The organism is Dolomitihabitans soli, assembly GCF_022213955.1.
Lineage (GTDB): Bacteria > Actinomycetota > Actinomycetes > Streptosporangiales > Streptosporangiaceae > Streptosporangium_A > Streptosporangium_A soli.
Window position 1 is genome coordinate 230,342 of the sequence record NZ_JAKNTW010000001.1, and the last position, 13,372, is coordinate 243,713.

Consider the following 13,372-nt stretch of genomic DNA (forward strand, 5'->3'; position numbering starts at 1 on the left):
CAGGTGTTCGAAGGGGTAGACGCGCGATCAAAAGTGGCGTGACAGGGCATCTTTGCTTGCTCGTTACCTCTTTGACGCCTAATCTCGACGGCAGTGAGGAGTTACTCCGCGCTGCGCGGATTGCCATAACGGTGAACTACGGACGAGCATGATTCAGGAAGCGGAGCGGCGGGACATCGATCGTGACGGTCGGTGCCTGGGTGCTTGCTGCTTGAAATCTGTCCTGGTAGCGCCACTGGTTGGTTGCTGTTCTGTGCTGCGCGTGTGACCTCTCGCGTGCCTGAGGCCGTGACGCGAGGAGGATGGGGCGCGCAATGGAGACTGCGGTTATGGTCGCGCTGACGGTGGCGGTGCTCGTGTTCGCCCTGGTGGCGATCGCCGCGCTCGTAGTGCTCGTCCGCCGTACCGGAGCGCAGGGCGGCCGCGTCAACGAACCGTCCGCCGAACAGCTCGCGGAGGTCCACTCCGAGCTGGAGGAGGCCAGGCGCGAGGCCGGTGAGATCCGCACCCGGGCCGAGACCGACGCGAACGAGATCATCAGCCGCTCCGAGGCCACCGAGAAGACCGTCACCCAGATGCGCAAGGAGGTCGAGGAAGAGACCCGGATGCTGAAGTCGGAGCTCAAGGAACTGCGCTCCGACTTGGAGCGCAGGGAGAATCGGCTGGCGGAGCGCGAACAGCGGCTCGACGAGGAGGCGCGGCGGCAGGCCGAGCGCGGTCGCGAGCTGGCCGACACGGAGACGGAGCTGACCGGCAAGCGCGAGGACCTGCTGAAAGTCGAGGACGAGCGGCGGGCCATCCTGGAACGGGTGTCCGGCTTCACCTCCGACCAGGCGAAGTCGGAGCTGGTCAAGGAGATCGAGAACCAGGCGAAGCGCGAGGCGGCGCTGATCGTCAGGGAGATCGAGGGCGAGGCCCGCAAGGAGGGCGAGAAACGCGCCTGCAAGATCGTCACGCTGGCCGTTCAGCGGGTGGCGACCGAGCAGACCGCGGAGTCCGTGGTGAGCGTGCTGCACCTGCCGGGTGACGAGATGAAGGGGCGGATCATCGGGCGTGAGGGCCGCAACATCCGGGCCTTCGAGTCGACCACCGGCGTCAACCTCATCATCGACGACACCCCCGAGGCCGTGCTGCTCTCGTGTTTTGATCCGGTCCGCCGCGAGACCGCGCGGCTGACCCTGGAGAAGCTGGTGCTCGACGGCCGTATCCACCCCCAGCGCATCGAGGAGGCCTACGATCGCAGCCGGGCGGAGGTCAAGGACCTCTGCGTCCGGGCCGGTGAGGACGCCCTGGTCGAGCTGGGCATCACCGAGATGCACCCCGAGCTGGTCACCCTGCTCGGTCAGCTCCGCTACCGCACCTCCTACGGGCAGAACGTGCTCAAGCACCTGATCGAGTCCGCGCACATCGCCGGGATCATGGCCAGTGAGCTGCGGATGAACCCGACGCTGCTGAAGCGCTGCACGGTCCTGCACGACATCGGCAAGGCGCTCACCCACGAGGTGGAGGGCAGCCACGCGCTGATCGGCGCCGAGATCGCCCGGCGGTACGGCGAGCACGAGGACGTGGTGCACGCCATCGAGGCGCACCACAACGAGGTCGAGGTGCGCACCGTGGAGGCGGTGCTCACCCAGGCGGCCGACTCGATCAGCGGCAGCCGGCCGGGCGCCAGGCGGGAGTCCCTGGAGGCCTACGTCAAGCGGCTGGAACGGTTGGAGGAGATCGCGCAGTCGTTCGACGGCGTCGAGAAGGTCTTCGCCATGCAGGCCGGGCGGGAGATCCGGGTGATGGTCAAGCCCGAAGCGGTGGACGACATCCAGACCCAGGTGATCGCCCGTGATGTGGCCAAACAGGTCGAGGAGGAGCTGACCTACCCCGGCCAGATCCGCATCACGGTGGTCCGCGAATCCCGATCCACCGAGTTCGCCCGATAGCGCTCCTGCTTCTCATCACCTGACGGGCGGGGGTCGTAGGGGAGGGGTCAGGTGCTGAAGATCTGGTGATAGAAGGCCAGCTCGGCGGCCAGCGCGGCGCTGCGGGTCTCGGTGCGGCGGAAGCCGTGCGACTCGCCCTCGAAGGTGAGGTAGGTGCAGGGGATGCCGCGTTCGGCGAGGGCGGTGGCGTAGGCCTCGGACTGGAGGGGCGGGACGACCGGGTCGTCGAGGCCCTGCATGAGGAGCATCGGGCAGTTCACGTCGTCGACGTGGCCGAGAGGCTCGCGGGAGCCGTACAGGACGGGGTCGTGCGGGCCGACGAGCCACTCGACGTAACGCGACTCGAAGTCGTGGGTGGTGGCGTTGAGCTGGGCCAGGTCGCTGACGCCGTAGTAGGAGACGCCGCCCGCGAAGGTGCCGCCCGTGCCGCAGGCGGCCATCACGGTCCAGCCGCCGGCGCTGCCGCCGCGGATGGCGATCCGGGCCGGGTCGGCCAGGCCCTCCTGGACGAGCCATTCGGCGGTGGCGACGGTGTCCTCGACGTCGACGATCCCCCACTGGCCGCGCAGCAGTTCGCGGTACGCCCTGCCGTAGCCGGTCGAGCCGCCGTAGTTGACGTCGGCCACCCCGATGCCGCGGCTGGTGAAGAACGCCTTCTGCAGGTCCAGGATGGTCGGGCTGTGGGCGGTGGGGCCGCCGTGGACGAAGATGATGTACGGCGCGAGGCCCTCGCCCGCCGCCTCCGGGCTGGCGGGCGGGTACAGCGTGGCGTGGACGTGCCGGCCGAAGCGGCCTTCGATCTCGACACGGCGCGGCGTGGGCAGATAGGCGGAGTCGGGAAGGTCGTCGACGTCCCTGTGCAGGCTCTCGGCCCGCCCGGTCACGGTGTCGACGCGCACGATGGAGCCGGCCACGGCCGCGCCGTACGCGAAGCCGGTGAGGCTTCGGCCGTCCGTGGCCAGGGAGGGGTACCAGCCGTCGTAGGGGACGTCCAGGGCGGTGAGCGTGCCGGTCTCCGGGTCGAGCAGGCTCAGCCGCAGGTCACCCCGGCCGTGCAGGACGGCGAGCCGTCCGTCGGCGAGCACCTGGTACGGCGCGTCGCCGAGCTGCCAGAGCGGTCCGGCGAACTCCTCCTCGGCGGGGCAGAGGGCCTGCGATGAGGTGTCGAAGACGCCGATCCGGTGGAGGTTCCACCAGCCGGATCGGTCGGAGATCACGTACAGGTGGCGGTCGTCCCGCCAGGTGGGGGCGATCACCGACTCGGTGACGCCGCCCCCGACGGTCCAGGACGTGCCGTCGCTGAGCCGGGTGACGCGAACCTCGGTGCCGTCCCAGGGAAGCCGGGGATGGTTCCAGCAGATGTAGGCGAGGTGCTTCCCGTCGGGCGAGATCGAGGGAAAGGCGTAGAAGTCACTGCCCGTCACTCGTTCGCGCGGCTCGGCGAACCCGGAGGACAGGCCGGTCTCGGTCGCGGATCCGTTCTCGAATCCGGCTTCGGCATCGGACCTCACCTCGGAGCCGTTCCCGGACCCCGCGTCTGAGCCGTTCCCGTTCCCGTTCCCGTTCCCGGGGGCGATGCCGGTGTCGCTCAGCGGGATCGAGACGATGGCGCGGACGACCTTGCCGTCTTCGTGGTGCTGCTCCTGGACCGCCCAGATCTGACCGTCGTGAAAGCGCAGGTCGGCGTAGCGCACCCCGGCGGGCCGGTCGGGCTCGGGGGTGATCGCCCGCGGCTCGCCGTCGGGCGGGAGCAGGTAGAGCCGTTGGTCGGACAGGTTGGCGAACACCACTCCCACCCCGGGCACGACCACATAGGCGAGCCCGCCGTACTCGTGGACCCGGGTTCTGGCGCTCCACGGTGCGGCGAGCAGCTCGTGATGGGTTCCGCCCGCGGTGCGGTGCACGATGGTGGTGCGGCCGCCCTCGGAGGGGCGGTCCTCGGTCCACCACACCTCCTCGCCCAGGACCGTGGGGAAACCGAGGCGCACACCCGCGCGGGCGACGTGCGCGGTCGAGATCGGTGAGGGCCAGGCAGCGTACGGCACGACGGGGCGGGTCGACGGGTGCTCGGGGGACATAGCCGAATCCTGCCCCAAAAAGCTGCCGCGCGTAGTCGATTATGCGTTCATCCTGCGTCGAACATGAGGTTAGTACGGTTTCCCGATCACTCCCAGTCATGCCGACGGGCGGCCACCGGAACCGGTGACCGCCCGTCGGGAGCGCTATTTGAGGGTGACGACGTCGCTGGGAGGACCGGCTCCCGGCCCGAGCGACGGGATGGCGCTCGGCGGGGCGATCGGACGGGCGGAGCTCTTGCGGCTGCGCCGGCTGCGCTTCTCCAGCCACTGCGCGAAGGCGCTCAGCAGCATGTTGAGCCCGATGTAGATGATGCCGATGACGATGGCGGCGGGGATCAGGGCACCGGGGAAGTTCGGCGGGATGATTCTGAAGCCCATGCTGAGCAGGTCGACGTAGGAGACGATGAAGCCGAGCGCGGTGTCCTTGAGCAGGACCACGAGCTGGGCGATGATGGCCGGCAGCATCGCCGTGACGGCCTGGGGAAGCAGGATGCGCACCATCACGCCGGTCTTGCGCAGCCCGATGGCGTAGGCGGCCTCCGACTGCCCTCTGGGCACGGAGAGCACTCCGGCCCTGACCACCTCGGCCAGCACCGACCCGTTGTACAGGGTGAGGCCCGCCACCAGCGCGAACAGGATGTAGTCGCCGCCGCCGAGCAGGCTCGGCAGCAGGTAGAAGATGAAGAAGATCAACAGCAGCAGCGGGATCGCGCGGAAGAACTCCACGACGACACCCGCGGGGACGCGGACCCACCGATGGTCGGAGAGCCGGGCCAGGCCGAAGACCGCGCCGAACAGCAACGCGAAGACCGCGGCGAGCGCGGCGGCCTTCAGGGTGCCGATCAGGCCGGGGAGGATGAAGCCGGTCCAGGTCCTCGCCTCGATGAAGGGCTGCCAGATCTCGGGCGCCCACTGGTCCTTCTCGTCGAACCTGACGTAGATGAACCAGGCGATCGCCAGCAGGGCGACCAGCGCCAGGACGGTGAGCGCGTGGTTGCGCAGCCGTGCGCGGGGGCCCGGCGCGTCGAAGAGGAGGGTCGCTTGCGAGCTCATCGGGCCACCGCCAGGCGCTTGGCCAGCCAGCCGGTGAACAGGCCGATCGGCAGGATCACCGCCATGAAGGCGAGGGCGATCCCGATGAAGATCGGGATCGATACGCCGGTGGTGTCGAAGGTGTCCTTCATCTTGAACGCCACGTCGGCGAGGTAACCGGCCGCGATCGCGACCGTGGTGTTCTTGATCATCGCGATCATCACGCTGCCCAGCGGGGAGATGACCGCCCGGAACGCCTGCGGAAGAATGATCATCCTTAGGGACTGAGAGAAGGTCAGGCCGATGGCCCGAGCCGCCTCGGCCTGCCCGAACGGCACGGTGTTGATGCCGGAACGCAGCGCCTCGCAGACGAAGCACGCGGTGTAGGCGGACAGTCCCATCACGACCAGCCAGAAGCCGTTGGTGCTCGGCTCCTCGGAGAATACGAGCCCGATCTGGTCACTGAGGCCGAGCGCGGAGAACGCCAGGATCAGGGTCAGGGGGGTGTTGCGCACGATGTTGACGTAAGCGGTGCCCGCCGCCCGTAGGACCGGTGTCGGGGAGACCCGCATGGACACCAGGATCGTGCCGAGGACCAGCGACAGGACCGCGCATACCGCGGAGAGGCCCAGATTGACCTGGAAGCCCTCCCAGAGGTAGGGGCCGTATTCGATCAGTTCATCCATCGTGCTCCAGCCACGGTGACGGCAGCGGCCGGTGACCCGGAGGCCAGGTCACCGGCCGCTGCGGTGTGCTCAGGACTACGCGCAACCCTCGGCCGGGGGCGCCTCGGTGGGCAGGGTCAGCCCCTCCGCCTTGCCGAACCACTTGTCCAGCAGGGTCTTCGCGGTGCCGTCGGTGTACATCTTGGTGATGGCCGCGTTGACCGCCTCGCAGGTCTTGGTGTCGCCCTTCTTCAGGCCGACGCCGTACTTCTCATCGGTGAACGGGTCGCCGAGGATCTTGAACTTGCCGCTCTGCCCGGCGAAACCGGCCAGGATGAGGTCGTCGGTGGTGACCGCGTCCAGGTTGTTTCCGGTGAGCTTCTGGACGCACTCGGAGTAGCTGTTCGCGCCGACGAGCTTGGCGTCGAGGTCGAGCTCGCCGTCCGGCGGCGGGTCGGTGATCCGCTTGTAGGAGTTGGAGCCCGAAGCCTGGCAGATGCGCTTGCCGGCCAGGTCCTTGGCCTTGGCGATGCCGGTGTCGTCGGCGCGCACCATGGTGTCCTGGTGGGCGACGATGTACGGCCCGCCGAAGGTGACCTTGGCCTTGCGCTCCTCGGTGATGGAGTAGCTGGCGAAGACGATGTCGACCGTGCCGTTCTCCAGGAACGGCTCGCGGTTGTCCGACTTCGTCTCCTTCCATTCGATCTGCACGTTGGGGTCGCCCGCCAGTTCCTTGGCGATGTACGTGGCGACGTCGACGTCGAAGCCCTCGGGCGCGCTGCCGCCGGTGTTCAGGCCCAGGCCCGGCTGGTCCCACTTGGTGCCGATGACCACTCGCTTGGTGTTCTTGGCCTTGCTGACCAGGGAGCTGTCCCCAGGCTTGGCCGTCGTGCCGCCGTCCCCGCCACCACAGGCCGTCAGGCCCAGGGTGAGCGCGCCGGCGGCGGCCAGCACCACACTGAAACGTCGTACCCGCATGTCCGTTACCTCTTCTTCCTACAGGTGGAGCCGCGCCCGCGGGCTCAGTGCGTAAGGATCTTGGAAAGGAAGTCCTTGGCCCGATCCGTCCGGGCGTTGGTGAAGAACTCCTCTGGTGTGTTCTCCTCGACGATCTGGCCGTCGGCCATGAAGACCACCCGGTTCGCCGCTCGACGGGCGAATCCCATCTCGTGCGTGACCACGACCATAGTCATGCCGTCTCTGGCCAGGCCGACCATCACGTCGAGCACCTCCTGGACCATCTCGGGGTCCAGCGCGGAGGTGGGCTCGTCGAACAGGATCATTTTGGGGTCCATGGCCAGCGCGCGCGCGATCGCGGTGCGCTGCTGCTGGCCGCCCGAGAGCTGCGCGGGATACTTCTCCGCCTGGGTGGCGATCCCCACCCGTTCGAGGAGCTCCATTCCGCGCCGTTCCGCGTCCGCCCTGGCCTTGCCACGCACCTTGATCGGCCCCAGTGTGACGTTCTCCAGGATCGTCTTGTGCGCGAAGAGGTTGAAGGACTGGAACACCATGCCGACCTCGGACCGTAGCCGGGCCAGTGCCTTCCCCTCGGCGGGGAGCGGCTCCCCGTCGAAGACGATGGTGCCGCTGTCGATGGTCTCCAACCGGTTTATGGTCCTGCACAACGTCGACTTTCCGCCGCCGGATGGCCCGATGACCACCAGCACCTCGCCCCGGTCGACGGTCAATTGGATGTCCTTCAGCACGTGCAGATTGCCGAAGTGCTTGTTGACGTCTTCCAGCCTGACGAGTGGAGTCGCGTCCCCGTTCTCCGTCATGCCGCCCAAGGTTATGCGTTAATGGGCACCCGTCACTAACCGTGGGGTACCGATCCGGTCACGGCCCGCTCACGCCGGTGGTCCGGCCTTGATCGGGCATGCCGTACGAGGTGGGGCCGTCGCGCGCCTATCCTGGGAGGGCCATGACTGTGACCCAGGAGAGCGCCCGCACCTACGAGGTCCGCACGTACGGGTGCCAGATGAACGTGCACGACTCCGAACGGCTGTCCGGCCTGCTCGAAGACGCCGGATATGTCAGGCCGGGCGACGGCGAGGCCCCCGACGTGGTCGTGTTCAACACCTGCGCCGTGCGGGAGAACGCGGACAACCGCCTCTACGGCAACCTCGGGCATCTGCGCCCGGCCAAGATGAGCAACCCGCGCATGCAGATCGCGGTGGGCGGCTGCCTGGCCCAGAAGGACCAGGGCGAGATCGTCCGCAAGGCGCCCTGGGTCGACGTGGTGTTCGGCACCCACAACATCGGCTCGCTGCCGGTGCTGCTCGAACGGGCCAGGATCCAGGGCGAGGCGCAGGTCGAGCTCAAGGAGTCGCTGGAGGTCTTCCCGAGCACGCTGCCGACCAAGCGCGAGTCCGCCTACGCCGCGTGGGTGTCGATCTCGGTCGGCTGCAACAACACCTGCACCTTCTGCATCGTGCCCGCGCTGCGCGGCAAGGAGAAGGACCGGCGTCCCGGCGACGTCCTCAACGAGGTCCGCACCCTCGTCGACCAGGGCGTGCTGGAGATCACCCTGCTGGGGCAGAACGTCAACACCTACGGCGTCGAGTTCGGCGACAAGCTGGCCTTCGGCAAACTGCTGCGCTCCTGCGGCTCGGTCGACGGCCTGGAACGGGTCAGGTTCACCTCGCCGCATCCGGCCGCGTTCACCGACGACGTGATCGCCGCCATGGCCGAGACGCCCAACGTCATGCACCAGCTCCACATGCCCCTGCAGTCGGGCTCCGACCGCGTGCTGAAGGCCATGCGCCGGTCCTACCGCGCCGACCGCTACCTCGGCATCATCGAGCGGGTCCGCGCCGCCATGCCCGACGCCGCGATCTCCACCGACATCATCGTGGGCTTCCCCGGCGAGACCGAGGAAGACTTCCAGGGCACGCTCGACGTGGTCCGGCGGTCGCGCTTCGCCAACGCCTTCACCTTCCAGTACTCCATCCGCCCCGGCACCCCCGCCGCGACCATGGCGGACCAGGTGCCGAAGGAGGTCGTCCAGGAGCGTTACGAGCGGCTCGTCGCGCTGCAGGAGGAGATCTCCTGGGCGGAGAACAAGAAGCAGGTCGGCAGGGTGCTGGAGGTGCTGGTCGCCGAGGGGGAGGGGCGCAAGGACGACGCCACCCGCCGGCTGTCCGGCCGTGCCCCCGACAACCGGCTCGTCCACTTCGCCCCGGGCGACGAGATCCCGAGGCCGGGCGACACGGTGCGCACCGAGGTCACCTACGCGGCCCCGCACCACCTGGTCGCCGACGGCCCGCCGCACGCCCTGCGCCGGACCCGCGCCGGCGACGCCTGGGCCGCCCGTCAGGCCGCTCCCGCCTCTTCGGGAGTGCTCCTCGGCATGCCCACGATCGGCCGCCCGCCCGCCATCCCCGCCGGTCCCGCCTGCGGCTGACCCGGCGCGCTCACCGGGGGGGCCAGCGTTTGAGCAGTTCGTAGCAGTAGGCGCGGCGCGGGTTGTCGAAGGTCGCGCAGGGGTCGGGACGGGGGTTCCGTGGTTCCGGCCTAGGCTCCGGTCTTGGTACGGGCCGGGGCATCGGCTGGGGTTCGGGCCGGGGTTCGGGGCGTTTGACGGGCGCCGGTGGCCGAGCCTTCTCCGGCTGCGGGGCGGCGGGACGCGGCGGCCTCGGCGCCTGGCGTCTGCCCTTCGGGTGGCCGTCGCGGTTCTCCCGGGGGCTGGAGATCCTTTTCGGGTGACCGGCGGAGGGGACGCGAGCGGACGGGGTGCGCACGCCCGAGCTGGGCAGTTCGACGATGGGAGCCGAAAGCTCGGCCGGGGCCCCGGAATCGCTCGCGGGCAGGGCCGGACGGGGCTGTGGCGCGATTCCCGGTGGATTGCCCGGTGGCAGGTCGGGAGTGGCGGAAATGGCCAGCACGACGCCGATGCCGGCCGTACCGAGGACGGCGAGGACGCCTCCCAGGGCCAGTAGTGGTCGCCGATGACGTGGAGAATCCGGTGGAATAGACGACAAGTCGTGATTCCTTTGTGATCGGTGTGCGTCGATTTCGTTACTGCGGCCAGTGTGGTCCAGCACCCGCGGAAGCCGTGGTGGTTTCACCCCGACGACAGCAAGTTGTCACGCATGCCGGGGCACGTCCGATCTTCGACGGGCCGATCCGATGGGTCCGCACACGTCGAATGGCCCGCCGGGGAGCCGGCCGAAGTGGCGCTCCCTGGATTTCCGGCACGGTTTCCGAGCAGTGACGGAGATCGGCGTTCACCCTGGTGGCCGGTGGGGCACGACCCGTTCACCGGAGAGCCGGGATAGCGTGGCGGAGTGATCGTCGCTGCCGCCGTGTGCCCGCATCCTCCGCTGATCGTGCCCGAGCTGGCGGGATCGGCCGCGCCCGAGCTCGACGAGCTGAGGTCGGCGTGCGCGGCGGCCGTGCGCGGGCTGAAGGGCGCCGGGACCCTGGTCGTGGTGGGCGGCGCGCCCCCTTCGCGTGACGACGGTCCCTGCTGGGCGTATCCCGGTGACGCGGCCGGGTCGCTCGCCCCCTGGGGCGCCGACGTCCGGGTGGGCGAGGGCGAGCCGGTGCTGCCCCTGTCGCTCACCGTGGCGCGGTGGCTGATCGACAGCGCGGGCGCCGGGCCGGCCGCGGGTTACCACGCGGTCGCCTTCGACGCCGCCCCCGACGCGTGCGCGGAGCTGGGAGGACGGCTCGCCGCGTCCGCCGGACGGGTCGCCCTGCTGGTCATGGGCGACGGTTCGGCCTGCCTGACCGAGAAGTCACCCGGCTACCTGGACCCGCGCGCCCAGCCGTACGACCAGGACGTCGCCGGCGCGCTGGAGCGTGCCGACCTCGCCAGGCTGGCGGGGCTGGACCCGGAGGAGGCCGCTGAGCTGTGGTTCGGCGGCAGGGCTGCGTTCCAGGTGCTCGCCGCCGCGGCGCGGGGGAGCCGGTTCGGGGAACGAAGGCTCAGCTACGCCGCGCCGTACGGCGTGGGCTACTTCGTGGCGTCCTGGACGCGCCGGGCGGACCCGGATGACGTTTCCGCCGGTGAGGGAGAATAATGTCTGATCATGAGCACTCACTACGACGTGGTGGTCCTCGGCGCGGGGCCCGGCGGGTACACCGCCGCGGTGCGAGCCGCGCAGCTGGGCCTGCGGACGGCGGTCGTCGAGGAGCGTTACTGGGGTGGGGTGTGCCTCAACGTGGGCTGCATCCCCTCCAAGGCGCTGCTGCGTAACGCCGAACTGGCCCATCTGTTCACGCACGAGGCCAAGACGTTCGGCATCCGCGTGGAGGGACAGGTCACCTTCGACTACGGCGAGGCGTTCAAGCGCAGCCGCAAGGTGGCCGACGGGCGGGTCAAGGGCGTCCACTTCCTGATGAAGAAGAACGACATCACCGAGTACGACGGCCGCGGCTCCTTCACCGACGCCACCACCTTGCGGGTGGACCGCGCCGACGGCGGCACCGAGACGCTGACCTTCGACCACTGCATCATCGCCGCGGGCACCACCACCAAGCTGCTGCCCGGCACCGCCCTTTCCGAGCGGGTGGTGACCTACGAGGAGCAGATCCTCAGTGACGACCTCCCCAAGAGCATCGTCATCGCGGGGGCGGGCGCGATCGGCGTCGAGTTCGCCTACGTGCTCAACAGCTACGGCGTGAAGGTGACGATCGTGGAGTTCCTCGATCGCATCGTGCCGCTGGAGGACGCCGAGGTCTCCGCCGAGCTGGCCAAACGGTACCGGCGGCTGGGCATCGAGGTGCTCACCTCGACGCGGGTGGAGTCGATCGACGACGCCGGCGGCAAGGTCCGCGTCACCGTGGCGAAGGGGGAGGAGCGGCAGACGCTGGAGACCGACAAGGTCCTGCAGGCCATCGGCTTCCAGCCGCGGGTGGAGGGATACGGTCTGGAGAAGACCGGGGTCGCGCTCACCGAGCGTGGCGCCATCGAGGTCGACGGCCGGTGCCGTACCAGCGTGCCGCACATCTTCGCGATCGGAGACGTGACCGCGAAGCTGATGCTCGCGCACGCCGCCGAGTCGATGGGGATCATCGCCGCCGAGACGATCGCGGACGCCGAGACCATGGAGCTCGACTATGTGATGATCCCGCGGGCGACGTACTGCCAGCCGCAGATCGCGAGCTTCGGGTGGACCGAGGCGCAGGCCCGGGATCAGGGCTTCGACGTGAAGGTGGTGAAGTTCCCCTACACCGCCAACGGGAAGGCCCACGGCCTCGGCGACCCGAACGGCTTCGTCAAGATCATCAGCGATGCCCGGTACGGCGAGATCCTCGGCGCCCATCTCATCGGCCCCGAGGTCACCGAACTGCTGCCCGAGCTGACCCTGGCGCAGCAGTGGGACCTCACCGTCCACGAGGTCGCCCGCAACGTGCACGCCCACCCGACGCTGGGCGAGGCCGTCAAGGAGGCGGTCCACGGGCTCGCCGGCCACATGATCAACATGTGACCCGGCCCCGCACACCTGTACGGCGGAGCCACCCCGGCGCCCCCGCCGCCGTCGCCCGCGGTCCGCGGGGTGGACGCCACGCGGGCGCGGCCGGCCGGGCGCCGCGACGCCTCGACCGCCGGCCGTCCCCGCTGGTTCGACACCCGGCCTCACACCGGTCGCACGCCCGGACCCGCCCTGCGGGGTCACCGTTCACGCCCGGACCCGTCTCGCGCGATCACCCATGCCTGGACCCGCCCTGCGGAGTCACCGCTTACGCCTGGACCCGCGCTGCGGGTCACCGCTTACGCCCGGACCCGTCTCGCGGGGTCACCGCTTGCGGGCGAGGGTGACGCCGTCGCGCACGGGGAGCATCACCGAGTCGACACGGTCGTCGTTGACCACGGCCGCGTTCAGCTGACGCATGGCCACATCGGGAGCCTCGTCGAACGTGAGGTCGAGCACCCGTCCCTCGCGCAGCACGTTGTCGAGGACGATCAGGCCGCCGGGCCGGAGCCGGGGGACCAGCTCCTCGTAGTAGACGAGGTAGTTGACCTTGTCCGCGTCGATGAAGGCGAAGTCGATGACCGGGTCGGCGGGGAGCGCCCGGAGGGTCTCGGCGGCCGGGGCGATGCGCAGGTCGATCCGGTCGGTGAGATCGGCGCGGTCCCAGTAGCGGCGGGCGACGGAGGTCCATTCCTCGCTCACGTCGCAGGCGATGAGGCGGCCGTCCGCAGGGAGCCCTCTGGCGATGCAGATCGCGGAGTAGCCGGTGAAGACGCCGACCTCGACCGCCTGGCGTGCGCCGACCAGCTGGACCAGCATGGTGAGGAAGGCGCCCTCGTCCTGGGAGATCTGCATGGGCGCCTGGTCGGGGAGGGCCTTGCGGGTCTCGGCGGCGAGGTCACGCAGCACCTCGTCGGCGGGTGTGCAGTTGTCGAGCAGGTAGTCGCTCACCTGGGGGTGGATGATGTCCATGAAGCTCCGTTCGCAGCGGCAGGGCCCACCGGACGAGGTGCCCCTGACGCCATTCTGCGCCATCTCCGGCTCGGCTCGCGGCAGGCTCGTGCGACCGAGTACGACCGAGTACGGCCGGCGCGGCGATCACTTCCAGGACAGGGCCACCGGATGATCCGCCGGCCGTCGGGAGGCGCGAGATGATCGGTGAGTACGATGTGCCGTAACCGGCCGAACGAGGTGCCGAGGCGCGTCGCGTGATCCCCCGCGCCGGTCACTCCTGAGCCGGAGAC

11 protein-coding genes are annotated in these 13,372 nt (G+C 69.5%); 5 read left to right on the forward strand and 6 right to left on the reverse strand.

The window, feature by feature from the left end; translation table 11 throughout:
* The first annotated feature begins 314 nt into the window (after positions 1-314).
* Positions 315-1,934, forward strand: a complete 1,620-nt coding sequence (gene rny, locus MBA17_RS01010) for a ribonuclease Y (RefSeq protein WP_238494281.1) — start codon at positions 315-317, stop codon at positions 1,932-1,934.
* A gap of 47 nt (positions 1,935-1,981) precedes the next feature.
* Here the strand turns inward: rny and MBA17_RS01015 are convergent, their stop codons facing one another.
* From MBA17_RS01015 to MBA17_RS01035, 5 genes are all read right to left on the reverse strand, one after another.
* The gene (locus MBA17_RS01015; RefSeq protein WP_238494282.1) at positions 1,982-4,012 is read right to left on the reverse strand and encodes a S9 family peptidase; all 2,031 of its coding nucleotides are present in this window, start codon (positions 4,010-4,012) and stop codon (positions 1,982-1,984) included.
* 144 nt (positions 4,013-4,156) lie between these two features.
* Positions 4,157-5,065, reverse strand: coding sequence for an amino acid ABC transporter permease (locus MBA17_RS01020; RefSeq protein WP_238494283.1), 909 nt, complete (start codon positions 5,063-5,065; stop codon positions 4,157-4,159).
* Entirely contained in the window at positions 5,062-5,730 is a 669-nt protein-coding gene (locus MBA17_RS01025) for an amino acid ABC transporter permease (protein WP_238494284.1), read from the reverse strand. The genes MBA17_RS01020 and MBA17_RS01025 overlap by 4 nt, the downstream gene beginning before the upstream one ends.
* Positions 5,731-5,805: 75 nt before the next feature.
* On the reverse strand, positions 5,806-6,687 hold the full coding sequence (locus tag MBA17_RS01030) for a glutamate ABC transporter substrate-binding protein (RefSeq protein WP_238494285.1): 882 nt from the start codon (positions 6,685-6,687) through the stop codon (positions 5,806-5,808).
* 44 nt (positions 6,688-6,731) lie between these two features.
* The gene (locus MBA17_RS01035) at positions 6,732-7,487 is read right to left on the reverse strand and encodes an amino acid ABC transporter ATP-binding protein (RefSeq protein ID WP_238494286.1); all 756 of its coding nucleotides are present in this window, start codon (positions 7,485-7,487) and stop codon (positions 6,732-6,734) included.
* A gap of 143 nt (positions 7,488-7,630) precedes the next feature.
* Between MBA17_RS01035 and miaB the strand changes: the two genes are divergently transcribed.
* The 3 genes from miaB (at position 7,631) to lpdA (ending at position 12,143) form a co-directional block, all read left to right on the forward strand.
* Positions 7,631-9,112, forward strand: coding sequence for a tRNA (N6-isopentenyl adenosine(37)-C2)-methylthiotransferase MiaB (gene miaB / locus MBA17_RS01040; RefSeq protein WP_238494287.1), 1,482 nt, complete (start codon positions 7,631-7,633; stop codon positions 9,110-9,112).
* A gap of 883 nt (positions 9,113-9,995) precedes the next feature.
* A complete protein-coding gene (locus MBA17_RS01045; protein WP_238494288.1) occupies positions 9,996-10,733 on the forward strand; it encodes a class III extradiol dioxygenase subunit B-like domain-containing protein in 738 nt (245 codons plus the stop codon).
* Positions 10,734-10,742: 9 nt separating this feature from the next.
* Positions 10,743-12,143 (forward strand): dihydrolipoyl dehydrogenase, encoded by a 1,401-nt coding sequence (gene lpdA, locus MBA17_RS01050; RefSeq protein WP_274384764.1) that lies wholly within the window; start codon positions 10,743-10,745, stop codon positions 12,141-12,143.
* Between the two features lie 309 nt (positions 12,144-12,452).
* Here lpdA and MBA17_RS01055 read toward each other — a convergent pair whose 3' ends face one another.
* On the reverse strand, positions 12,453-13,100 hold the full coding sequence (locus MBA17_RS01055) for an O-methyltransferase (RefSeq protein WP_238494289.1): 648 nt from the start codon (positions 13,098-13,100) through the stop codon (positions 12,453-12,455).
* Here MBA17_RS01055 and MBA17_RS01060 point away from each other — a divergent pair.
* On the forward strand, positions 13,099-13,254 hold the full coding sequence (locus tag MBA17_RS01060; protein WP_238494290.1) for a hypothetical protein: 156 nt from the start codon (positions 13,099-13,101) through the stop codon (positions 13,252-13,254). The genes MBA17_RS01055 and MBA17_RS01060 overlap by 2 nt on opposite strands.
* Positions 13,255-13,372: the final 118 nt, after the last annotated feature.